Consider the following 21,304-nt stretch of genomic DNA (forward strand, 5'->3'; position numbering starts at 1 on the left):
ATCAAATGCGAAAGCGCCGGGCTTGTTCCCTCAATCCTCTTCCAGCGTCAGCCGGAATTGCGCCGCCTCGAGATCTTTAGGCGGCTGCATGCCCAGATGTTTCCAGGCAGTGCCGGTCAGAACGCGGCCGCGCGGCGTGCGCTGGATGAAACCCTGCTGGATCATGTAGGGTTCTATGATGTCTTCGATCGCATCACGCGGCTCCGACAAGCCAGCGGCGATGGTCTCGATACCAACAGGGCCGCCGCCGAAATTGACCGCGATCATGGTCAGATAGCGCATGTCCAGCTGATCGAGACCCATTTTGTCGACAAGCAACCGCGTCAGCGCTTCGTCGGCAATCTCACGGGTGACGGCTTCCGCCCGTGCCACCTCAGCGAAATCGCGAACCCGGCGCAAGAGCCGTCCGGCGATGCGCGGCGTGCCGCGTGCACGCCTTGCTATCTCGCGTGCGCCATCGTCGGTCATGTTCAGACCCATCAGCCGCGCGCCGCGCCGAACGATCAGTTCCAGCTCGTCGACAGTGTAGAAGGCCAGACGGACAGGAATGCCGAAGCGGTCGCGCAGCGGCGTTGTCAGCAAACCAAGACGCGTGGTCGCGGCAACGAGGGTGAACTTGGAAAGATCGATCTTCACCGAGCGGGCCGCAGGCCCCTCACCGATGATGAGGTCGAGCTGGAAATCCTCCATCGCCGGATAGAGAATTTCCTCGACTGCCGGGTTGAGACGATGGATTTCATCGATGAAGAGCACATCGCGCTCCTCGAGATTGGTCAAAAGTGCGGCAAGGTCGCCAGCCTTGGCGATCACCGGTCCGGAGGTGGACTTGAAGTTGACGCCAAGCTCCTTGGCCATGATCTGCGCCAGCGTGGTTTTGCCGAGACCGGGAGGCCCGACGAACAACACATGGTCCAGCGCCTCGCCACGGTTCTTGGCGGCCTCGATAAACACCTTGAGATTGGCGCGAGCCTCGGCCTGGCCGGTAAAATCGTCCAGCGACTGCGGGCGCATTGTGGTGTCGATATCTTCACCGCGCTTGTCCGCCGAAATCAGTCTGTCCGCATCGCTCATAGAGGGCATTCCATTGTTCTAACCAGTTCAAGAGATGGTCTTCGCCGCTATATCACGACTGTCGCACGAAGGCGCTTCACGAAATTCAGCATCGCACCCGGCTTTGTTCGCTTGCTGCGCGCAGCTTAGCGTGAAAGTTCGCGCAGGCCGAGCCGGATGAGTTTGGCACTGTCGCCGCCCTCCCCGCCGTTCTTCAGCGCGGCCGCAACGGCATTTGCGGCCTGATCGCGTGAATAGCCGAGATTGGTGAGCGCCGACACGGCATCCGCCACCGGCGCGGAGGCGACACCCTCGCCAAGTTCCTGCTTGAGCCCGATGGAAGCCGAAGCTTCTCCTGCAAAGGCAGGCGCCTTGTTGCGAAGCTCGGTAACGAGGCGCACCGCCACCTTCGGCCCTACGCCCGGCGCACGCGAAATCATCACCTTGTCCTGCAGCGCTATCGCATTGGCGAGTTCAGAAGGCGACAGGGTAGACAAGACGGCCAGCGCCACTTTCGAACCGACCCCCTGCACACTCTGGAGCAGATTGAACCATTCCCGCTCAAGTGCCGACAAAAAGCCGAACAGCCTCAACTGGTCTTCGCGCACATAGGTTTCGATGAAGAGGACGACCGCTTCACCAGCGGAACCTATTTTTGAGAGTGTGCGCGCCGAGCAATAGGCGACGTAACAAACGCCGTGCACATCCACCAGCACGTAATCCGTGCCGATTTCCTCAATGGTGCCTTTAAGTTTTCCGATCATGATGCCGCCCGCTGCAATGAGACTTCAATATTCAACCGGCTGCCAATAGCCGCGCCATCCTGTCGCCGCCGCGATTATGGGCGTGGCAGATTGCGATCGCCAAGGCGTCCGCCGCATCGTTACCCTTGAATTCTGCTTTCGGCATCAGGATTTTCAGCATCATGTGGATTTGCTGCTTTTCGCCGTGCCCAACACCTATGACGGCTTTTTTGACCGCGTTCGGCGCATACTCGAAAACAGGCAACCCTGCCCTCGCCGGAACCAGCATGGCAATGCCGCGCGCCTGACCGAGCTTCAGCGTGGCGACAGCATCCTTGTTCACGAACGTCTGCTCCACCGCCGCCTCATCGGGCTGATAGCTGTGAACGGTATCCGCCAGCCCATCATGCAGCTGGCACAGGCGGGAGGCGAGATCCATATCACCATCCGATGTCACAGTGCCGGAAGCGACAAACCGAAGGCTGTTGCCGAAGGTTTCGATGACACCCCATCCGGTGCGCCGCAACCCGGGGTCGATACCGATGATTCGAATCGTCTTTTGCATAAGCCACCCTATCTTTTCGGCTGCGACCCTGCCAGCGATAAGTGAACAAAACGACAACATTGATCAAATTTGCAGTGCAGCATTTACCTCTGCTTAAACCGCGTACCGCATTGTTCCCGCACAAAATCAAAAAAGGGGAGCTGCGGACATGATGATCCGCAGCGCAATATTTTCGCCATATCAGCCATCCGGTGGCGCCATCAATGCATGGTGCGGGAAGTGATACGGCATTGAGGGCTGCATCGGCCATGCTGAACCGTTTTCATTCCATATCCACCAAAGTGCTCGTGATTTTCCTTGCGCTGATGACGATCTCGACCGGGGCTCTCACGCTTCTCGGCTATCAAAGCAGCAGCGGCGTTCTCGAGGAACAGGCGTCGAAATCCATGGAGAGCATTCTCGTCTTCAGGGGCGATATGCTGCAGGAACGCCTTGAGCAGCTTGAAACGCAGGCGGATTCTATCGCCAAGATCGAATCCCTGCAGATGGCGGTAGTTTCCATGCGCAGCGGCTGGGGCACCGTGCAGAAGAGTTCCGGCGACGCAAAGGCGGAACTGCAACGCGTCTTCGTCAAGGAAAACCCCTACGGAGAGAAAGAAAAGCTCATCAAGCCCGAAAATCCGAGCGGCTTTTATTATTCCACCCATGAAAAAACCCAGACGGATATCGGCGGCTACCTCAAGGGAACCCCATTCAGCGATGTTCTATTCATCGATCCGGCCGGCACGGTTTATTACTCCTATCTGAAAGGACCGGCTTTCGGGGAAACCGTCACGGGTGGCGCCTGGGCGGATAGCGGCCTTGGGGCTGCTTTTGCGCGCGGAGCCACCAACGCAGGAAAAGCCGTGAACGACGTGGCGCAGACGAGTTTCTCCGGTCTGCGCATCGACGCCGCGACTAAAGAGGCCGGCATCTATTTCGGTATTCCGGTAGTCAAATTCGGTGCGTTCAAGGGCATCGTTCTCTTCCGCGTCAAACAAGAGGTCTTCAGCCAGATCCTCGCGAAAGGCATCTCCGCCGGCAGCTCCGAACAATCCGCGATCGTTTCCGCCGATGGCAAGGTTCTGGGCGTGGACGGAAACGGTCTCGTCAGCCTTAATCCGGCAATCTATGGCTTCCATGCACAAGCACTCAATACGTCCGGTATGACGATTGCCAAGATCAACCGTCCGGACGGCGAAGCCAATGCCTATGCCCGCGCCTTTTCGTTTGCCGGTGAAAAATACCTCGCGGTGGAAAGCATGTTGCGCAGCGAGTTGAACGCCGGTTCCATTTCGATTGCCGGCACGCTAGCCGTCATCGGCCTTTGCGTTCTGGCAGCCATGTGCGCGGCAACCGCCTTTTTTGCACGGCGCCTGTTCGCACCGCTGGAGAAGCTGGCCGGGCTGACCGGCGAAGTGGCGGCAGGCCGTCTCGATGCCGAGATCGGCAATCAGGACCGCAAGGACGAGATCGGCCGCATGGCGCGCGCGCTTGGCAGTTTCCGCGAAAAACTCATTTTGCAGAGGGAAATGGAAGCGACCGCGTCCCGTACGCGCGAGGAAGCCGAAATGGCACGCCGCGCACATCTTGCGGAACGAGAGGCCGAGGCCGGCACGCTGCAAATGGTCGTGCGTTCTCTTGACGAAGGGCTGGATCGACTGGCAAGCGGCAATCTCGCCTATCGCATTGAGACTGTCTTCCCAGACGATCTTGAAAGCCTGCGCCACAACTTCAATACGGCGCTTGCAAGGCTCAGCGAGACCATGCAGGCCATCGGCGGCAATTCCGCCGCCGTTCGCGGCGGCTCGGAGGAAATGCGAGTAGGTGCAGACCAGCTCGCTGAGCGCACCGAACGGCAGGCCGCCTCCATTACCGAGACGGCAAGCGCCATCAAGGCAATCACCGAAGCCGTCCGCGACCAGATCGAACGCGCCGAACAGGCAACACGGATCGCCCGCGACGCCAGTACGCAGGCCACTGCGTCCAGCCACGTCATGGAGCAAACAATCGCCGCCATGGAAGCGATCCAGACCTCGTCGCGCCAGATCAACCAGATCATCGGCGTTATCGATGAAATCGCCTTCCAGACCAACCTTCTCGCCCTGAACGCAGGTGTGGAAGCCGCGCGTGCGGGCGAGGCCGGCAAGGGTTTTGCCGTTGTGGCGCAGGAGGTGCGCGAGCTGGCACAACGCTCGGCCGCCGCCGCAAAAGAAATCACCAGCCTGCTGAAGCGCTCCACCGACGAGGTTTCCACCGGCGTGGCACTGGTCGAAAAGGCGGGGGCCTCGCTAACCGGCATCGGCAAGCACGTGCAGACCATCAGTTCCCGCATCGAAGAGATCATGGAATCCACCCGCGAGGAGGCGCATACGCTTGCGGAAATCAACAGCACCGTCACCAGTCTCGACACCATGACGCAGCAAAATGCCGCCATGGTGGAGGAGACGACGGCGGCCATTCACAATCTCGCTTCCGAGGCGGGCGAGATGGACGGCAGGCTCGGACAATTCGTGCTCGCTTCCGACCGGCAACCTCCAGACCATCGCGAAACCCGGCAATTCCGTCGAGCGGGCTAAAAAAATGAAAAGGGGCCTCTTTCGAGGCCCCAATTTTTTTGAACCATCCTTCAATTCTGCGCGACTTCTATGGTAAATCGGGACACGCGCCTTACATCCGCATCAAAGACAGAATTTGTGTAGGAGCGTTGGATGATCCCCTTTTCCATTCTCGACCTTTCGCCAATCGGCGAAGGCGAGAGCGTCAGCCAGGCGCTTGAGAATTCTCGCCGCATGGCGATCAAGGCTGAAGACCACGGTTACAACCGCATCTGGCTTGCGGAGCACCATGGCATGCCCGGTATTGCGAGCGCAGCCACATCGCTCGTGATCGCCCATGTTGGTGCCGCCACGAAACATATTCGCGTCGGTTCAGGCGGCATCATGCTGCCTAACCACTCCCCGCTCGTCATTGCCGAACAATTCGGCACGCTGGCGGCACTGTTGCCTGGCCGGGTCGATCTCGGACTTGGCCGCGCGCCGGGAACCGATATGCGGACGGCAAGGGCGCTGCGCCGCAATCTTGATGCCGGTGCGGAGAACTTCCCGCACGACATCATCGAGCTCCAGCAATACCTTGGCCAGCCCCAGCAGGATCAGGCGATCCTTGCCGTGCCCGGCATGAATTCGCACGTGCCGCTCTGGTTGCTTGGCTCAAGCACCTATAGCGCGCATCTGGCAGCTGCACTCGGCCTGCCCTATTCCTTTGCGTCGCATTTTGCGCCTGACATGCTGATGGAGGCGATCCATATCTATCGCGAGCGCTTCCAGCCCTCTGCGACGCTGGACAAGCCCTATGTGATGGTTGGAGTGATGGGAGTCGGCGCCGATACCGACGAGGAGGCGCAATATCTCTTCACCTCGTCACAGCAGCAATTCGTCAACCTGCGCCGCAATGTACGCGTCCCGTTCCCCAAGCCGGTTTACAGCATGGACGACCACTGGAACGAGATGGAGCGTTTTTCGGTGGAACATACCTTGCGTTTCGCCGCCGTCGGCTCGCCTGAAACAATCGGACGCCACCTCGACGGCTTCCTCGCCGAAACGCAGGCCGACGAACTGATCGTCTCGATGCCGATCCACAATATCGAAAAACGGCTGCGATCCGTGGAGATCTTCGCCGATGTGCGGACCTCCATCAGGAAGGCCGCCTAAACAAAAAGCCCCGGAGCGATGACGCTGCCGGGGCTTTTTTTTAAATCTGAACCGTCAGGCGGAAAGCTTGGCGAGAATTTCTTCCGAAACTTCGAAGTTGGAATAGACGCTCTGCACGTCGTCATCGTCTTCGAGATTGTCGATGAGCTTCATCAGCGACTGCGCCTTTTCCTCATCCACCGGCACCGTGTTCTGCGGCTTCCAGATTGCCTTGACGCTTTCAGCTTCGCCGAGCACGCCTTCCAGCGCCTTGGAAACCTCGTTCATCGCCTCGAAACCGCAGATGATGGTGTGACCGTCCTCAGAAGATTCGACATCGTCGGCACCAGCTTCGATAGCCGCTTCCATGACCTTGTCGGCATCGCCGACTTCGGCCTTGTAAGTGATCTCACCGACGCGGTCGAAGGAGAAGGAAACCGATCCGGTTTCGCCGAGTGCGCCACCAGCCTTGGTGAAGATGGAGCGGACGTTGGAGGCGGTGCGGTTGCGGTTGTCGGTCAAGGCCTCGACGACGACGGCGACGCCACCCGGGCCGTAACCCTCGTAACGGACCTCATCGTAGTTTTCGCTGTCTGCACCGGAAGCTTTCTTGATCGCGCGCTCGATATTGTCCTTCGGCATGGACTGGGCCTTGGCGTTCTGAATTGCCAGGCGCAGGCGCGCGTTCATGTTCGGGTCGGGCATGCCCGCCTTTGCCGCAACGGTGATTTCACGCGCAAGCTTGGAAAACATTTTGGACCGAACGGAGTCCTGCTTGCCCTTGCGGTGCATGATGTTCTTGAACTGTGAATGACCAGCCATGGAAAACCTGATTGTCTTAATTTGGAGATTGCGGGCCTTATAAGTGCGATATGCCCGCCGTTCAAGCCCGCAAGCGCTTTCTCTTGGCCGCAAGAATATAAGGAACTGATTTATCCGCTTTTCGTTTTGACAATGAAAGCGGAAGAGCGGGACATTTTTCACCCTCCCGGTCGCCGCAGCAAACCCAACGGAGGAAACACATGGTCAGTCTGACTGAAGCAAGAGAAAACCCTGCCCGCCAGCTCTGGGATGAGGTCAATTCGGTCCATGCCGGCATGCTTGGCCTCGAGGGCCTGCACAATCATATGCAGCCGATGGCACCGCACGCCGACCCCAAGACCAACACGATCTGGTTTTTCTCCAAGAAAGACACCGATCTCGTCAAAACGCTGAAGCCGGGTTCGCGGGCTCATTTTTGTGTCGTCGGCAAGGACCATGATTATCACGCCTGCCTCTCGGGTGTGCTCGAGGCGCGCGACGACAGGACAAAGATCGAAGAATACTGGAACTCCGTCACCGCAGCCTGGTACGAGCACGGTAAGAGCGATCCGCAACTGACGATGCTGGCGCTGCATGTTGACGACGCGGAAATCTGGGCCTCGACTGACAGCACGCTAAAATTCGGCTGGGAAATCGCCAAGGCCAATATGTCCGACGATAAAATGCCTGATGTCGGCGTTCGCCAGCACCTCGCCTTCGCCTGAGATACCGACTCCCCCGACTTTCCTCGCCGGTCGCTTTACTATATGCCTTTTGGCACCAGTATCTGCGGCTGGCGGGGAAGGTTTCTCATTGAGACCCGGATGATCGCATCTTTTGCGTAGGCGATCTGGAAGCTTTCCCCAAACATCGTCAAAAACTGCTCCAACGGAGGCCCAGTGCGGTGCATGGGCAAGATCAGTGCGGAGCGCAGGCGCTTGACCACGCGGCTCATGCTGTCGGCCCCCATCGTCAAACCACCATCCACTGGAACCATCAGCACATCCAGACGACCAATTTCGGCATAATGCTTGTCCGTCAGTTCGTGATGCAGATGGCCGAGATGGCCGATACACAGCCCCGCGACCTCGAAGATGAAAATGGAATTGCCGTTTTCCTGAAAGGATTCGTAATCGCCCCAGCGGTTGCGAATGTCAGTCGCGACGTTGCGGATATAGACATCACCAACCAGAAGCTTGTGCTCGGCCTTTTCTCCGGGCGTATCGCTCCAACCGTGCAGCACATGTTGAATGGCCGGATCCGGACTAAGAGTGAAATGCGTCATATGCGCCCGGTTCATCGTCACCACTGTCGGCGTGACCGGTGGGCGATAGACGCCATTATAATCTGTGGCGATCGTCACGCCGCCAGGACTTTCGATGAGATAGGTGGAATGGCCGATGAAGCTGATCTTCACCTCTTCCTTAGCCGTGGCCTGCGCCAGCTGGGCACCTGCCGGTTTGAAGCTGGCGAACATGACGCCGGGAATGTTGCGGGCGATTGCCTGGCACTGGCTCACAGGAGGGCGGCTTCCAGCCTGGGAAAAGGCCGCTCCCGCGCACGCAACCAGTCCGGCCATTGCAAGCATTAGCACGCGCAGCATCATGCCACTCCCTCGAACTTGCGAAGAAAGGAAGATGAGGCAGGTTTTGCAGGGCGTCCAGCGCCAACAGCGGCGGAACGCTCACGATCTCGTCATTGTGAACGGGTGATGAGCGCTAGAAGCCGAAAGCTCACGCCCAGAAGGACGGGAGGGTTTCGGAGAGCCTCGGGCCAATTCGCAGCGGTGCGATCTTTTCCGCAAGGCCGGTCCGGTCGGAAATCTCGACGCCGACGCCGCAGATCGTCGCAGGTCCACTGGCGGCTTCGAAACGGCCCTTCGGCATTTTGGAAATGAAGCGGTTGATCGGCTCTTCCTTTTCCATGCCAAGCGAGCTGTCGTAGTCACCGCACATGCCGGCGTCCGACATATAGGCCGTGCCACCGTTCAAGATCTGGGCGTCAGCAGTCGGAACATGGGTGTGGGTGCCGACGACGAAGCTTGCGCGCCCATCAACGAAATGACCGAAACACTGTTTTTCGCTCGTCGCTTCCGCGTGGAAATCGAAGATGATGGCGTCGGCCTGCTCCTTCAGCGGGCAGGCAGCGAGAATGTTCTCCGCCGATTTGAAGGGATCGTCCAGTTCCGGATGCATGAAGACCCGGCCCATGATGTTGGCGACAAGCACACGCGCGCCGTTGCGGGCGTAAAAGATGCCCGAGCCCTTGCCAGGCGTACCATCGGGATAATTGGCTGGCCGCAGGAACTGGTCATGGCGCTCGCAGAAGGAAACGGCCTCCTTCTGGTCCCAGACATGGTTGCCGGTCGTCACCACATCCGCACCGGCATTGATGGTTTCGAGATAGATATCCTCGGTGATGCCGAAACCACCGGCGGCGTTTTCGCCATTAACGATGACGAAATCGAGCTTCAGATCGGAAACAAGCCCGGGCAACCTGTCCCAGACAGCCGTGCGTCCGGTCTTGCCAACCATATCTCCGAGAAAAAGAAGCCTCATTCACCCGCCCCGATCTTGCGCATGTTCCTAAATTCCGTCCCCTCTAACGGGTAATCCATCTTTTAAAAAGTGCTAAAACGCCTTTTTCCCATCGGTCATCAACGGCTAAGCCGAAAACCAGCGCAGGCCACTCTCCGTCAGAACCGCCTGAAGCGGCACGTCATGCGGCTCCGCCGGCACGGATGGCACTTCCTGACAATCAAATGCGACGCCGATGAGAACGGGCGCTCGGCCTTTGCCGTGCAATCTCGCAATCGCGCGATCATAATGACCCGCGCCATAACCGATACGCTGACCCTGCCCGTCAAAGACGGAAAGCGGGACGAGCAGAATATCCGGATCGAGAACTTCTGCGTCCTCCGCCGGACCGGTCGTGCCGAAGCCCGTCTTCACCAGCGGTGCATCCGCATCAAAGGCGCGGAAAATGATGGTCTCCCGGTTCAGCACAACGGGAAGGGCGAGGCGCCCGCCTCTTGTCCGCAGTGCCTCCATCAACGGCCGAATATCGGCCTCTGAGCGAATGGGCATGAAACCGGCAATAACGGCACCTGGCGAGAACGGAATGGCAGATGCACCATATGCTGTCATCGCCTCGCTTTTTTGCTGACGCTCGGCTTGTGGCAACGCATCACGCGCGGCAAGCCTCTCGCCGCGCAGCCTTGCTTTTTCGGCGATGTCGCCGGACATCAGGCAGCCCGGCTCACGAGCACCTTGTCGATACGGTGTCCGTCAAGGTCTATGACCTCAAAACGCCAGCCGTTGCGGGTGATGTGTTCGCCCAGTTCCGGCAGGCGACGGAACTCGTCAAGCACCAGACCGGCAACGGTCTCGAACTCGGCGTCTTCGTCGATCTGGAAGCCCATGCGGTAAGCGAACTCATCGGCGGGCATCCAGCCGGCAACGAGGAACGAACCGTCCTCGCGCTCGACGATCGCCGGCTCCTCGTCATTGTCTTCCTGGAAGGCACCTGTGATTGCTTCCAGAACGTCGCCAGAGCTGACGATACCTTCGAAATGGCCGTATTCGTCATAGACCAGCACCATATGCACGGTGGAACGGCGCAATGACTGGATGACATCGACAGCGCTCGTCAGATCCGAGACGACGGGAACTTCGCGCAGAAGCTCGCGCACGTTCAGCTCCTTGCCGGATGCCAGCGCATCGAAAGCGTCCTTGGCGAAAAGCACGCCCAGAATTTCATCGGAGGCGCCGTTGCGCACGGGCAGGCGGGAACGCTGCGTTTCCCGAAGCTGAACGCGGATTTCTTCCGCACTGTCTTCAATATCGACGACTTCCACGTCGCGGCGCGGCGTCATCAGGCCACGGGCATTACGGTCGGCAAGGCGCATGACGCTGGTGATCATCGCCGATTCCTCGGTTTCGATGACGCCGGCGCTATGAGCTTCCGCCAGAACCGTGCGGATTTCGTCATCCGTGACCGATGCATTGGACGTGCCGCTATGGCCGAGAAGCGCAAGGATGGCCTTGCCGGATTTGTCGAGAAACCAGACCAGTGGCGCGCCGACCTTGGAGAGCATCACCATAGTGGGTGCAACACGGGCAGCGATCTTTTCCGGATCGCGCAGCGCAATCTGCTTCGGCACCAGTTCGCCGACGATCAGCGACAGATACGTGATGGCGACGACCACGGAGCCCACGCCCAACGCATCGGCAACCCGATCGGGGACGCCCTGCACCGACAGCCATGCCGTGAACCGGGCGCCGAGGGTGGCACCGGAAAACGCACCGGAGAGAACGCCGACCAGCGTGATGCCGATCTGCACCGTGGAAAGAAAGCGTCCGGGATTTTCGGAAAGACCGAGCGCCATCGTGGCGCCCTTGCTGCCGTGCGCGGCAAGCACCTTGAGCCTCGCCGGTCTGGAGGAGACAACGGCAAGCTCGGACATGGCAAGCACACCGTTCAATACGGTGAGCAGGACCACGATCATAATTTCAGTAAACAAGTTTAGCTCTTTGGGCTGTTGAACGGCACGTCGCGGTTTTGGCCGCAGCGCCCTCTTTCAAAAAAAGGGCATGACAGACATACCAATTGAGATAATAGGGAATTGTTCCGCCATTGCAATGACAGCAGCATAAAAAAGCCGTCTCCGGCAGCAATGAAAAATAACTGTCGACACTATATGAGTCAGAAGAAGAATCGGGGAGTGACCCGAAGCTCCAAGTGCGATCCACGGCGACCGATGGAGATTTACGATCCTGGGTGCCTACAAATGTAGGTGGGCGCCATGTGTCCAGCCCCACGGGACTGGCCAGGGACAGCTCCCTTTGGATCGAGTATGGCCCCAGGGATTGTGGTTCCTGTCGGGAAGCGCAGAACGCCTCTTAGATATAGGACGTATCCAACCAAACCACCAGAGGGCCGCGAACGAATTTTGTTGCTGGAAAGCTTTGCCGACGATCAATGCGCCGCAGGCTTTGGCCGCGCCAGGAGTTTTTCGGTAATACCGTTCAGACGGTCGGCCAGATCGCTGATGGCAACGGCAACCATCTCGTCCGATCTTGCCTTGTGTTCGGCCATACCGTCGCGGTTGCGAGAAAGGGACGCTATTTCCCCCTCCAGCTTTTCGATCTTGCGGTTGAGCTCGGAAAGTTCGTCCATCACCATGATGCCCGACATGACGGTCAAGCGCAGATCACCGATTTCGCCGAACTGGCTCTTTAGATGCCCCACATAACGGTCAAAACGGGTAGCGAGATCGGTCAGGTGCTCTTCCTGCCCTGCCTCGCAAGCCATGCGGTAGGCCTTGCCGTCGATCATAACAGTAACTTGCGCCATGAAACCGCTCCCTATCGATCCAGCACCGCGCGAATCGTCTCCATCGCCGTCACCAGACGGCGGGAAACCTCGCGGTTGACTTCTTCGAGACGATTGGCGCGAAACTCGGCCTGGTCCAGCTCGTGCGCGAGCCTTGCGCGATCGACATGGACCCGCTTGACCTCGTTATCGATTTCGCCCGTCTCCCTTTGCCGTTCGATACGCATATCGATGGCATTTTCGAGATTTGTGATGGCAGCGCTCAGCTCTGTCACCGCAGATTGTACGGTCTTCTCAGCCGACATCGTTTTTTCCAACTCGCAAGTAACCGGCCGAATCGTCCGGTTTCAGGCCTTTTCAACATCCAAGAGGTTATTACCCGATTTATCATCACGTCAATCAAACCAGTGCATTGAGGCGTTTTGCTCTGTGGATGAACGAGGAAACGGCGACACATATCGCACGATTTTTCTCGAGACACCCGTTTTGCTAAACGATTTTTATCCTTGAGAGAACCGCAATTGCCCGTGGATTTATTGACTTGCCTGCCTCACCTGCTATGGATCAACCCGCTTTTTGGATAGTTGCGTAAAACTATCTCCCTTCACCCGGAAACAGACGGAAAAGCCATGATTTCTCGCGACAAACACGACCGGATGGCCAATGCAATCCGCTTTCTTGCCATGGATGCAGTAGAGAAGGCCAACTCCGGCCATCCCGGCCTGCCGATGGGCGCAGCTGATGTCGCCACTGTTCTTTTCACCCGCTTTTTGAAGTTCGATCCCAAGAGCTCGCTGTGGCCGGATCGTGACCGCTTCGTGCTGTCTGCGGGCCATGGTTCGATGTTGCTTTACTCGCTGCTCTATTTGACGGGCTACGAGGACATGACGATCGACGAGATCAAGCGTTTCCGTCAGTTCGGCTCCAAGACCGCCGGCCATCCCGAATATGGCCACGCGACCGGTATCGAAACGACGACCGGCCCGCTCGGCCAAGGCATCGCCAACGCCGTTGGCATGGCAATCGCCGAACGCAAGCTGGAAGAAGAATTCGGCTCCGATCTGCAGAACCACTTCACATATGTGCTGTGTGGCGACGGCTGCCTCATGGAAGGCATCAGCCATGAAGCCATCGCGCTCGCCGGCCACCTGAAGCTTAACAAGCTCGTTCTGTTCTGGGATGACAACAACATCACCATCGACGGTGAAGTTGGCCTTTCCGACAGCACCGACCAGATCGCCCGCTTCCAGGCTGTTCACTGGAACACCATACGCGTCGACGGCCATGATCCGGATGCGATTGCCGCCGCGATCGAAGCTGCACATAAATCCGACCGCCCGACCTTCATCGCCTGCAAGACCGTGATCGGTTTCGGCGCACCAAACAAGCAGGGCACCCACAAGGTTCACGGCAACCCGCTGGGCGCCGAAGAAATCGCCGCCGCCCGCAAGAGCCTCAACTGGGAAGCCGAAGCTTTCGTCATTCCGGAAGACGTACTGGATGCATGGCGTCTCGCCGGCCTGCGCTCTACCAAGACCCGTCAGGACTGGGAAGCCCGTCTCGAAGCCACCGAAGCCGGCAAGAAGGCCGAATTCAAGCGCCGCTTCGCCGGCGATCTGCCCGGCAACTTCGACAGCGCGATCGATGCCTTCAAGAAGAAGATCATCGAGAACAACCCGACCGTTGCGACCCGCAAGGCCTCGGAAGACTCGCTTGAAGTCATCAACGGCATTCTGCCGGAAATGATCGGCGGCTCTGCCGACCTGACGCCGTCCAACAACACCAAGACCAGCCAGATGAAGTCCATCACCCCGACGGATTTCTCCGGCCGTTACCTGCATTACGGCATCCGCGAACACGGCATGGCAGCAGCCATGAACGGTATCGCACTGCATGGCGGTCTCATTCCCTATGCCGGCGGCTTCCTGATCTTCTCGGACTATTGCCGTCCGTCGATCCGTCTGGCTGCCCTGATGGGCATCCGCGTCGTCCACGTTCTGACGCATGATTCCATCGGCGTCGGCGAAGACGGCCCGACCCACCAGCCGGTGGAGCAGATCGCCGCGCTGCGCGCCATCCCGAACCTGCTCGTCTTCCGCCCGGCGGATGAAACCGAGACGGCGGAATGCTGGCAGCTGGCGCTTGAGCAGAAGCATCGTCCTTCGGCGCTGGCGCTCACCCGCCAGAACCTTGCGCCTTCGCGCAAGGAATACGAAGAAAAGAACCTTTCCGCTTACGGCGCCTACGAACTCGTATCCGCAAGCGATGCCAAGGTTTCGATCTTTGCATCCGGTTCGGAAGTGGAAGTAGCGCTCAAGGCCGCAGCGACGCTGAAGGACAAGGGCGTTTCCGCCCGCGTCGTTTCCGTTCCCTGCTTCGAGCTCTTCAAGGAGCAGCCGGAAACCTACCGCAACGCCATCATCGGCAAGGCTCCGGTCAAAATTGCGGTGGAAGCCGCCATCCGCCAGGGCTGGGATTACTTCATCGGCTCCGACGGCGCTTTCGTCGGCATGCATTCCTTTGGTGCGTCCGCGCCGGCGAAGGATCTCTTCAAGCACTTCGGCATCACGGCGGAAGCTGTCGTCGCCGCAGTCGAGGCAAAACTTGCATGAGGGCTTCCCAAGCCCTCACATTCCGCAAAGACCAAGCACATATCTTGTTCGGGAGACTATAAATGACTGTAAAAGTTGCCATTAACGGCTTTGGCCGCATCGGCCGCAATGTTCTGCGTGCCATCGTCGAATCCGGCCGCACCGATATCGAAGTCGTTGCCATCAACGACCTCGGCCCGGTTGAAACCAACGCCCACCTGCTGCGCTACGATTCGATCCACGGCAAGTTCCCGGCAGATGTGAAGGTCGAAGGCGACACGATCATCGTTGGCGGCGGCAAGCCGATCAAGGTTACGGCCGTTCGCGATCCGGCAACGCTGCCGCACAAGGAACTGGGTGTCGACATCGCGCTCGAGTGCACCGGCATCTTCACCGCCCGCGACAAGGCCGCTGCCCACCTGACGGCAGGCGCGAAGCGCGTCATCGTTTCCGCTCCTGCTGACGGCGCTGACCTCACGGTCGTCTTCGGCGTCAACGACGATCAGCTGACGAAAGACCATCTGGTCATTTCCAACGCGTCCTGCACCACCAACTGCCTCGTGCCAGTTGTGAAGGTTCTCGATGACGTCGTTGGCATCGATCACGGCTTCATGACGACGATCCACTCCTACACCGGCGACCAGCCGACGCTGGACACCATGCACAAGGATCTGTACCGCGCCCGCGCCGCAGCCCTTTCCATGATCCCGACCTCGACGGGTGCAGCCAAGGCCGTTGGCCTCGTTCTGCCGCACCTCAAGGGCAAGCTGGACGGTACGTCGATCCGCGTTCCGACCCCGAACGTTTCGGTCGTCGATTTCAAGTTCATCGCCAAGCGCGACACGACGGTTGAGGAAGTCAACGAAGCAATCAAGTCCGCTTCCAACGGCAAGCTGAAGGGCATTCTCGGCTACACCGAAGAGCCTTTGGTCTCCCGCGACTTCAACCACGACAGCCACTCCTCGATCTTCGCGATCGATCAGACCAAGGTCATGGAAGGCAAGTTCGTGCGCGTTCTTTCCTGGTACGACAACGAGTGGGGCTTCTCCAACCGCATGTCGGATACGGCCGTCGCATTTGCGAAGACCATCTGAACAGGCACCACGGTTCGCGAATTAAGAAAAACCGGCAGGCGCAATCCTGCCGGTTTTTCTTTGCCAAAAAATTGCCGGCGGACGAGGGACCCGCCGGCATCGCTCCTGAAGCAAGGCGGGCGCTTCGGATCGAAAACCATCGCCCGGCAAGAGGCGCATGAGACCAAGCCGACTAAGTCTGATGAGCTGCACAACCCGTTATTTCCTGTTGTTGATGATAATCTGATCCGAACTGCTACCGCTCCAGATCGTATCGAAAGTCTGTTGCCTCAAATCGCTTTGCTGCATGGAAAGCTTCATCATGCAGTCAGCGAAATCACGCGAACCTTCAGGGTAACCAAACACCCGGCAACGCTCGCGTTGGGCGGCCATGTTTTCAGCCGTCTGTTCCGTGCTCGAACAGCCCGAAACAATTGGGCCGACCGCCAGCAAGGCAACGAATATAGTAATGGATTTCCGTTTCATCCGATCGCTCCGGTCATGGTGAAAGCAACTCGGACGCGACAACTAACGTAGCTGCATTGTCTCTATGTTACGTCGAAACGCCGGCACGCGAATTGTTTGCGCGGAACATCCACAGCGCTGCCCGCCATGAACGTTTCGCCCGGGCGCCGAAAAAAATCCCATTTCCTGCCTTCGTCTGGTCCACTTTGAAACGGACAAGAAGAACAGGGACAACGGTCGTGCGCAATGCACTTCGGCCCTGCCGTATCATTCGATACACCCCGCCTTGCGTCGCCTTTCATCGCCACCCACAACAGCGCTGACAGACCGCAACCCGTGGCGCATTGACTGCAAACGTGCAGGGCATTGATTGCGACGGCCAGCGCGGTTTGAAAGAGGCGGTGGACGTGGAATCATTTTATCTTCTGTTGCTGGTGGCAACTGTTCTGGTTCTCGTCGCAGCGTTCTCAAGCCTCATCGCCTTCCGGTTCGGCGCACCGCTCCTGCTGCTCTTCCTGATGATTGGCCTTGCGGCAGGCGTGGATGGCCTCGGTATCCAGTTCACCAACAATCCGCTCGCCTATATGCTCGGCTCGCTCGTTCTCGCCGTCATCCTTTTCGATTCCGGTTTCGGTACGTCGATACAATCTTTCCGGCTTTCGGCAGCGCCCGCCGTCGCCCTCGCCACCGTCGGCGTCATCCTCACATCCGTGTTTTTCGCAGGCGCTGCCGCCCTGTTGCTCGGACTGTCGTGGCTGGAAGGCCTGCTGCTCGGCGCCATCGTCGCCTCTACGGATGCGGCAGCCGTATTCTTTCTCTTGCGCATCGGCGGCATTCATATCCGCGATCAGGTCCGCTCAACGCTTGAGGTCGAATCCGGCACCAATGATCCCATGGCGATTTTCCTCACCGTCGCGCTGGTCGAGATCATCGCCAAGGGACAGGGACTGGCCGGCATCGACACCGGCTTCCTGCTGCTGTTCGTCGAGGAAATGGGTCTCGGTGTTATCTTCGGCCTGCTCGGCGGCGTCATGATCGCAACAGTCGTCAACCGTTTCGCTGCCGACCGCGGGCTGGCGCCGATCTTCGTGCTGGCTCTTGCCCTGCTGGTCTTCTCCTTCACCGGCGCTATTGGCGGCAGTGGATTTCTTGCGGTCTATGTGGCGGGCATCGTTGCCGGCAACCGCCGGATTTTTGCCAAGGAGACCATCCGCCGTTTCCATGAAGGGCTGACCTGGCTTGCCCAGATCATCATGTTCCTGATGCTCGGCCTTCTGGCAACGCCATCGCAATTTCCAGCGATTGCCATTCCGGCCGTGCTGCTTGCGCTTTTCCTGATCTTTGTCGCCCGCCCGCTGGCGGTGTGGCTCAGCCTCATGCCCTTCAACTATACCCAGCAGGAAACCTCCTTCGTGGCATGGGTGGGCCTTCGTGGAGCGGTTTCCATCCTGCTTGCCATCATGCCCATTCTTGGCGGGCTGGACGATGCGCAAATCTATTTCAATGCCGCCTTCATCATCGTGCTCGTGTCGCTTCTGCTGCAAGGCTGGACCATCAAGCCGGTGGCAACACGGCTCGGGCTGATCGTGCCGCCGCGCATGGGTGATGTCGACAAACTGGAAGTGGACCTTCCCGGCACTGCCAATCACGAACTGATTTCCTACCGCGTGGCCAAAGGCAGCGCCATCATGCAGGGCGAGCGAATTCCCCGCTGGGCGATGCCTTCGCTCGTCGTGCGTGATGGCAAATCCATTCGCTACCAATATGCCGGGCGCCTGCGCGAAAATGATCTCGTCTATCTTTTTATCGCGCCCGGTTATACGCGGCTGATCGACCGGCTGTTTGCAAGCGCCCTGCCGGTTGCGGATGACGACGCCGATTTCTTCGGAATCTTTGCAATCTCTCCCGCGCGTCCGGCCACGGAGCTTGACGCCGCCTACGGCCCCGGCCTTATTTCGGCCCACGAGCATGCCATGACCATCGCGGAACTGATCGAGGCGCGCCTTTCTGGCAAGGCAGATTATGCCGACCGGGTGCGCCTCGGTTCTATTGTTCTCATCGTTCGGGCGCTGGACGAACATGAGGCGATTACCGGGATCGGAATTTCGCTTGAGCCGGTCGAACCGGCTATCGGCCTGCCGATCTTTATCAGCTTTTCGGAAATTCTCCGCCGCGTGCGCGCTTATCTGGCGCAGCGGCGCCAGTCGGGCTCCACCGCTGCCGGCAAGGGCATTTCCGCGCCTTCAGACGAGGCAAGAGAAAATGAGGCCTGACCGGCTTGCGTCGGCAATCAGGCATAGTATGGTCCGTCCCGAACTCGCAACGAAATCAGGATCGACCTATGCCCGCCTTCAAGACCATCGATGACCTTAACGATATTGCCGGAAAGCGCGTCCTTGTCCGTGTTGATCTCAACGTGCCGGTTGCGGATGGCAAAGTGACGGACAGCACCCGTATCGAGCGGGTTGCACCGACCATTCTGGAGCTTTCCGAAAAAGGCGCAAAAGTCATTCTGCTCGCCCATTTCGGTCGCCCCAAGGGTGAACCTGTCGCCGACATGTCGCTCTCCCAGATCGTGCCTGCGGTCGAGGAAGTGCTGGATCACGCCGTTTTCTTCGCATCCGATTGCATCGGTGCGCCGGCAGCCGACGCAGTCGCGAAAATGAATGATGGCGATATCCTGCTTCTGGAAAACACCCGCTTTCACAAAGGCGAAGAGAAGAATGACACCGCCTTCGTCGAGGCTCTGGCAGCCAATGGCGATATCTATGTGAACGACGCCTTCTCTGCCGCGCACCGTGCGCACGCCTCCACCGAGGGCTTGGCGCGTCATCTGCCCGCCTATGCCGGTCGCACCATGCAGGCCGAGCTTGAGGCGCTGGAAAAAGGCCTTGGCCAGCCTGTTCGCCCGGTCGTCGCCATTGTCGGCGGCGCCAAGGTTTCCAGCAAGATCGATCTCCTGATGAACCTCGTCAAGAAGGTCGATGCCCTCGTCATCGGCGGTGGCATGGCCAATACCTTCCTTGCCGCGCGTGGCGCACAAGTCGGTAAGTCCCTGTGCGAGCACGACCTTGCCGAAACCGCAAAACAGATCATGATCGAGGCGGCGACATCCGGCTGTGCGATCGTACTGCCGGAAGACGGCGTGGTTGCCCGCGAATTCAAGGCCGGTGCGGCAAATGAAATCGTCGATATCAACGCCATTCCCGCTGACGCCATGGTTCTCGATGTCGGCCCAAAATCGGTCGAAAGCATCAAAGCCTGGATTTCGCGCGCGGAAACGCTGGTCTGGAACGGCCCGCTTGGCGCCTTCGAAATCGAGCCCTTTGATGCGGCAACCGTTGCTGCCGCAAAACATGCTGCCGAATGCACGAAGGCCGGCAAGCTCGTCTCCGTCGCCGGTGGCGGCGATACGGTCGCGGCACTCAACCATGCCGGGGTCTCGGACGATTTCACCTATATCTCGACGGCAGGCGGCGCCTTCCTCGAATGGATGGAAGGCAAGGAATTGCCGGGCGTTGCCATCCTGACTGCCGCCAAGTAGACTTCCCACACTTGCCTGACACGAGGCCGGACAAGCGATGCTTGGCCGGCCTTGTTTTTTGGTAAGTGCGCATGGGAGGAAAGTTTCAAACGATTGAAATGATTTCAATCGTTTCAATGAGTTAGCATGCCATTTCCCTGCCCTGGAACTTCTGTTATCGGAAATTTATTGTGCCTTGGGAGAATAGCAAATGACCGAACGTCTCGAAGACATCGCAATCAAAATGGTTGCAGACGGCAAGGGCCTGCTCGCCGCCGACGAATCCACAGGAACGATCAAGAAGCGTTTCGACAGCATCAACCTGGAATCAACCGAGACCGCCCGCCGCGATTATCGCGAAATGCTGTTCCGCTCCGACGACGCCATGAAGAAGTGCATCTCCGGCGTCATCCTTTACGAAGAAACCTTGTTCCAGAAGGCCGCCGACGGTACGCCATTCGTGGACATCATCAAGGCCGCCGGCAGCCTGCCGGGCATCAAGGTGGATATCGGCGCCAAGCCGATGGCTTTCCACCCGGGTGAATTCATCACCGAAGGCCTTGACGGCCTATATGAGCGCCTGCGCAAGTACCATGAAGCCGGCGCGCGTTTCGCCAAGTGGCGCGGCGTCATCACCATCGGTGATCAGCGTCCGAGCTGGGGTTCGATCAAGGCAAACTCCCAGTCGCTCGCCCGTTACGCTGCCCTCTGCCAGCAGGCAGACATCGTGCCGATCGTGGAGCCGGAAGTGCTGATGGACGGCGAACCCGGTACGCACGATATCGATCGCTGTGCGGAAGTCACGCAATGGGTTCTCCAGACCGTGTTCGCGGATCTGTTCGACGCCCGCGTCAACCTTGAAGGCATGATCCTCAAGCCGAACATGATCATCGACGGCAAGAATGCCCGCAAGGCTTCCGTTGATGAAGTGGCGGAAAAGACCGTGAAGGTCCTGAAGGCGACCGTGCCTTCTGCCGTTCCCGGTATCGCTTTCCTTTCCGGCGGCCAGTCCTCCGAAGAGGCGACGGCGCATCTCTCCGCCATGAATGCCGGTTACGATCTGCCCTGGTCGCTGACCTATTCGTACGGCCGCGCCCTTCAGGACACCGCACTCAAGGCTTGGGGCGGCAAACAGGAAAATGTCGCCGCCGGCCAGCGTGCTTTCACACACCGCGCGATGATGAACACCCTGGCTGCCAAGGGCAACTGGAAGCAGGAACTCGAAAAGGCTGCCTGAGGCATAGCCCCAGGCATTTATAAAAAATTGAAGCCGCCCCTTGGGCGGCTTTTTCTTTATGGGCGCAAAAGCAGCGTCGCCGACCAGATGACGAAGGCGGCAACCGCTATCTTCCAGCAATCGCCTCTTTTCTTGAGGCCGGGCAGGCCCAAGGGGCGGATGATCTGCACAATCATCGCCAGCAGTAAAAAAAGGCCGATCGCCTTTGTCATTTATTGAGCCTTTTCTTTATTTCTGCATCGTCACAGGCT

At 58.8% G+C, this 21,304-nt stretch carries 20 protein-coding genes and 1 other RNA gene; 8 read left to right on the plus strand and 13 right to left on the minus strand.

Features of this window, described 5'->3' with window-relative positions:
* Nucleotides 1–30: 30 nt before the first annotated feature.
* From ruvB to ruvC, 3 genes are all read right to left on the minus strand, one after another.
* On the minus strand, nucleotides 31–1,071 hold the full coding sequence (ruvB, locus tag ACQZ6D_RS11915) for a Holliday junction branch migration DNA helicase RuvB (RefSeq protein ID WP_003511396.1): 1,041 nt from the start codon (nucleotides 1,069–1,071) through the stop codon (nucleotides 31–33).
* A 125-nt stretch (nucleotides 1,072–1,196) separates the two neighbouring features.
* Nucleotides 1,197–1,814 (minus strand): Holliday junction branch migration protein RuvA, encoded by a 618-nt coding sequence (gene ruvA / locus ACQZ6D_RS11920; protein ID WP_003511397.1) that lies wholly within the window; start codon nucleotides 1,812–1,814, stop codon nucleotides 1,197–1,199.
* Between the two features lie 31 nt (nucleotides 1,815–1,845).
* A complete protein-coding gene (gene ruvC / locus ACQZ6D_RS11925) occupies nucleotides 1,846–2,358 on the minus strand; it encodes a crossover junction endodeoxyribonuclease RuvC (RefSeq protein WP_003511398.1) in 513 nt (170 codons plus the stop codon).
* A 248-nt stretch (nucleotides 2,359–2,606) separates the two neighbouring features.
* Here ruvC and ACQZ6D_RS11930 point away from each other — a divergent pair, with 248 nt between their 5' ends.
* Together ACQZ6D_RS11930 and ACQZ6D_RS11935 are read left to right on the plus strand one after the other, a co-directional pair.
* Nucleotides 2,607–4,916 (plus strand): methyl-accepting chemotaxis protein, encoded by a 2,310-nt coding sequence (locus ACQZ6D_RS11930; protein ID WP_112682431.1) that lies wholly within the window; start codon nucleotides 2,607–2,609, stop codon nucleotides 4,914–4,916.
* A 132-nt stretch (nucleotides 4,917–5,048) separates the two neighbouring features.
* Entirely contained in the window at nucleotides 5,049–6,050 is a 1,002-nt protein-coding gene (locus ACQZ6D_RS11935; RefSeq protein ID WP_076845444.1) for an LLM class flavin-dependent oxidoreductase, read from the plus strand.
* 54 nt (nucleotides 6,051–6,104) lie between these two features.
* Here the strand turns inward: ACQZ6D_RS11935 and ACQZ6D_RS11940 are convergent, their stop codons facing one another.
* The gene (locus ACQZ6D_RS11940; RefSeq protein WP_003497595.1) at nucleotides 6,105–6,851 is read right to left on the minus strand and encodes a YebC/PmpR family DNA-binding transcriptional regulator; all 747 of its coding nucleotides are present in this window, start codon (nucleotides 6,849–6,851) and stop codon (nucleotides 6,105–6,107) included.
* A gap of 200 nt (nucleotides 6,852–7,051) precedes the next feature.
* Between ACQZ6D_RS11940 and ACQZ6D_RS11945 the strand changes: the two genes are divergently transcribed.
* Complete coding sequence (locus ACQZ6D_RS11945; protein ID WP_003511401.1) at nucleotides 7,052–7,555, plus strand: pyridoxamine 5'-phosphate oxidase family protein; 504 nt, start codon at nucleotides 7,052–7,054, stop codon at nucleotides 7,553–7,555.
* A 38-nt stretch (nucleotides 7,556–7,593) separates the two neighbouring features.
* Here the strand turns inward: ACQZ6D_RS11945 and ACQZ6D_RS11950 are convergent, their stop codons facing one another.
* The 7 genes from ACQZ6D_RS11950 to ACQZ6D_RS11980 all read right to left on the minus strand — a co-directional run bounded on the left by ACQZ6D_RS11950 (nucleotide 7,594) and on the right by ACQZ6D_RS11980 (nucleotide 12,469).
* The gene (locus ACQZ6D_RS11950; protein WP_448729954.1) at nucleotides 7,594–8,436 is read right to left on the minus strand and encodes an MBL fold metallo-hydrolase; all 843 of its coding nucleotides are present in this window, start codon (nucleotides 8,434–8,436) and stop codon (nucleotides 7,594–7,596) included.
* A gap of 127 nt (nucleotides 8,437–8,563) precedes the next feature.
* Nucleotides 8,564–9,388 carry a TIGR00282 family metallophosphoesterase gene (locus ACQZ6D_RS11955; protein ID WP_013761826.1) on the minus strand — a complete coding sequence of 275 codons (825 nt, stop codon included), beginning with the start codon at nucleotides 9,386–9,388 and terminating at the stop codon, nucleotides 8,564–8,566.
* Nucleotides 9,389–9,493: 105 nt separating this feature from the next.
* A complete protein-coding gene (locus tag ACQZ6D_RS11960) occupies nucleotides 9,494–10,075 on the minus strand; it encodes a 5-formyltetrahydrofolate cyclo-ligase (protein WP_448729955.1) in 582 nt (193 codons plus the stop codon).
* Complete coding sequence (locus ACQZ6D_RS11965) at nucleotides 10,075–11,337, minus strand: hemolysin family protein (protein ID WP_003511405.1); 1,263 nt, start codon at nucleotides 11,335–11,337, stop codon at nucleotides 10,075–10,077. Before ACQZ6D_RS11965 ends, ACQZ6D_RS11960 begins: the two co-directional genes overlap by 1 nt.
* A gap of 233 nt (nucleotides 11,338–11,570) precedes the next feature.
* A non-coding RNA gene (gene ssrS, locus ACQZ6D_RS11970) (6S RNA) lies at nucleotides 11,571–11,729 on the minus strand.
* Between the two features lie 78 nt (nucleotides 11,730–11,807).
* Nucleotides 11,808–12,185 carry a cell division protein ZapA gene (locus tag ACQZ6D_RS11975; protein ID WP_003511406.1) on the minus strand — a complete coding sequence of 126 codons (378 nt, stop codon included), beginning with the start codon at nucleotides 12,183–12,185 and terminating at the stop codon, nucleotides 11,808–11,810.
* 11 nt (nucleotides 12,186–12,196) lie between these two features.
* On the minus strand, nucleotides 12,197–12,469 hold the full coding sequence (locus ACQZ6D_RS11980) for a DUF4164 domain-containing protein (RefSeq protein WP_003511407.1): 273 nt from the start codon (nucleotides 12,467–12,469) through the stop codon (nucleotides 12,197–12,199).
* 324 nt (nucleotides 12,470–12,793) lie between these two features.
* Here ACQZ6D_RS11980 and tkt point away from each other — a divergent pair, with 324 nt between their 5' ends.
* Both tkt and gap read left to right on the plus strand, forming a co-directional pair.
* The gene (tkt, locus tag ACQZ6D_RS11985) at nucleotides 12,794–14,776 is read left to right on the plus strand and encodes a transketolase (protein WP_019564906.1); all 1,983 of its coding nucleotides are present in this window, start codon (nucleotides 12,794–12,796) and stop codon (nucleotides 14,774–14,776) included.
* Between the two features lie 62 nt (nucleotides 14,777–14,838).
* Nucleotides 14,839–15,849: a type I glyceraldehyde-3-phosphate dehydrogenase gene (gap, locus tag ACQZ6D_RS11990; protein ID WP_003511409.1), complete on the plus strand. Its 1,011-nt coding sequence runs from the start codon at nucleotides 14,839–14,841 to the stop codon at nucleotides 15,847–15,849.
* Nucleotides 15,850–16,047: 198 nt separating this feature from the next.
* On the opposite strand, the gene ACQZ6D_RS11995 is transcribed toward gap, so the two are convergent.
* The gene (locus ACQZ6D_RS11995; RefSeq protein ID WP_111788889.1) at nucleotides 16,048–16,314 is read right to left on the minus strand and encodes a hypothetical protein; all 267 of its coding nucleotides are present in this window, start codon (nucleotides 16,312–16,314) and stop codon (nucleotides 16,048–16,050) included.
* 386 nt (nucleotides 16,315–16,700) lie between these two features.
* On the opposite strand from ACQZ6D_RS11995, the gene ACQZ6D_RS12000 reads away from it, so the two are divergent.
* The 3 genes from ACQZ6D_RS12000 (at nucleotide 16,701) to ACQZ6D_RS12010 (ending at nucleotide 21,053) form a co-directional block, all read left to right on the plus strand.
* Nucleotides 16,701–18,566 (plus strand): potassium/proton antiporter, encoded by a 1,866-nt coding sequence (locus tag ACQZ6D_RS12000; protein ID WP_076845581.1) that lies wholly within the window; start codon nucleotides 16,701–16,703, stop codon nucleotides 18,564–18,566.
* Between the two features lie 68 nt (nucleotides 18,567–18,634).
* Nucleotides 18,635–19,837 carry a phosphoglycerate kinase gene (locus ACQZ6D_RS12005; RefSeq protein ID WP_003511413.1) on the plus strand — a complete coding sequence of 401 codons (1,203 nt, stop codon included), beginning with the start codon at nucleotides 18,635–18,637 and terminating at the stop codon, nucleotides 19,835–19,837.
* A gap of 190 nt (nucleotides 19,838–20,027) precedes the next feature.
* Complete coding sequence (locus tag ACQZ6D_RS12010; RefSeq protein WP_003511414.1) at nucleotides 20,028–21,053, plus strand: class I fructose-bisphosphate aldolase; 1,026 nt, start codon at nucleotides 20,028–20,030, stop codon at nucleotides 21,051–21,053.
* A 56-nt stretch (nucleotides 21,054–21,109) separates the two neighbouring features.
* Here ACQZ6D_RS12010 and ACQZ6D_RS12015 read toward each other — a convergent pair whose 3' ends face one another.
* Nucleotides 21,110–21,265, minus strand: a complete 156-nt coding sequence (locus ACQZ6D_RS12015; protein WP_013761835.1) for a hypothetical protein — start codon at nucleotides 21,263–21,265, stop codon at nucleotides 21,110–21,112.
* Nucleotides 21,266–21,304 lie beyond the last annotated feature (39 nt).

It is taken from the genome of Agrobacterium sp. 22-3639C2 (assembly GCF_053522105.1).

Excerpts from the sequence above, each read along its gene's own strand:
- ruvB (WP_003511396.1), bottom strand. The coding sequence starts at position 1,071 with ATGAGCGATGCGGACAGACTGATTTCGGCGGACAAGCGCGGTGAAGAT.
- ruvA (WP_003511397.1), bottom strand. The coding sequence starts at position 1,814 with ATGATCGGAAAACTTAAAGGCACCATTGAGGAAATCGGCACGGATTAC.
- ruvC (WP_003511398.1), bottom strand. The coding sequence starts at position 2,358 with ATGCAAAAGACGATTCGAATCATCGGTATCGACCCCGGGTTGCGGCGC.
- ACQZ6D_RS11930 (WP_112682431.1), top strand. The coding sequence starts at position 2,607 with ATGCTGAACCGTTTTCATTCCATATCCACCAAAGTGCTCGTGATTTTC.
- ACQZ6D_RS11935 (WP_076845444.1), top strand. The coding sequence starts at position 5,049 with ATGATCCCCTTTTCCATTCTCGACCTTTCGCCAATCGGCGAAGGCGAG.
- ACQZ6D_RS11940 (WP_003497595.1), bottom strand. The coding sequence starts at position 6,851 with ATGGCTGGTCATTCACAGTTCAAGAACATCATGCACCGCAAGGGCAAG.
- ACQZ6D_RS11945 (WP_003511401.1), top strand. The coding sequence starts at position 7,052 with ATGGTCAGTCTGACTGAAGCAAGAGAAAACCCTGCCCGCCAGCTCTGG.
- ACQZ6D_RS11950 (WP_448729954.1), bottom strand. The coding sequence starts at position 8,436 with ATGATGCTGCGCGTGCTAATGCTTGCAATGGCCGGACTGGTTGCGTGC.
- ACQZ6D_RS11955 (WP_013761826.1), bottom strand. The coding sequence starts at position 9,388 with ATGAGGCTTCTTTTTCTCGGAGATATGGTTGGCAAGACCGGACGCACG.
- ACQZ6D_RS11960 (WP_448729955.1), bottom strand. The coding sequence starts at position 10,075 with ATGTCCGGCGACATCGCCGAAAAAGCAAGGCTGCGCGGCGAGAGGCTT.
- ACQZ6D_RS11965 (WP_003511405.1), bottom strand. The coding sequence starts at position 11,337 with ATGATCGTGGTCCTGCTCACCGTATTGAACGGTGTGCTTGCCATGTCC.
- ACQZ6D_RS11975 (WP_003511406.1), bottom strand. The coding sequence starts at position 12,185 with ATGGCGCAAGTTACTGTTATGATCGACGGCAAGGCCTACCGCATGGCT.
- ACQZ6D_RS11980 (WP_003511407.1), bottom strand. The coding sequence starts at position 12,469 with ATGTCGGCTGAGAAGACCGTACAATCTGCGGTGACAGAGCTGAGCGCT.
- tkt (WP_019564906.1), top strand. The coding sequence starts at position 12,794 with ATGATTTCTCGCGACAAACACGACCGGATGGCCAATGCAATCCGCTTT.
- gap (WP_003511409.1), top strand. The coding sequence starts at position 14,839 with ATGACTGTAAAAGTTGCCATTAACGGCTTTGGCCGCATCGGCCGCAAT.
- ACQZ6D_RS11995 (WP_111788889.1), bottom strand. The coding sequence starts at position 16,314 with ATGAAACGGAAATCCATTACTATATTCGTTGCCTTGCTGGCGGTCGGC.
- ACQZ6D_RS12005 (WP_003511413.1), top strand. The coding sequence starts at position 18,635 with ATGCCCGCCTTCAAGACCATCGATGACCTTAACGATATTGCCGGAAAG.
- ACQZ6D_RS12010 (WP_003511414.1), top strand. The coding sequence starts at position 20,028 with ATGACCGAACGTCTCGAAGACATCGCAATCAAAATGGTTGCAGACGGC.
- ACQZ6D_RS12015 (WP_013761835.1), bottom strand. The coding sequence starts at position 21,265 with ATGACAAAGGCGATCGGCCTTTTTTTACTGCTGGCGATGATTGTGCAG.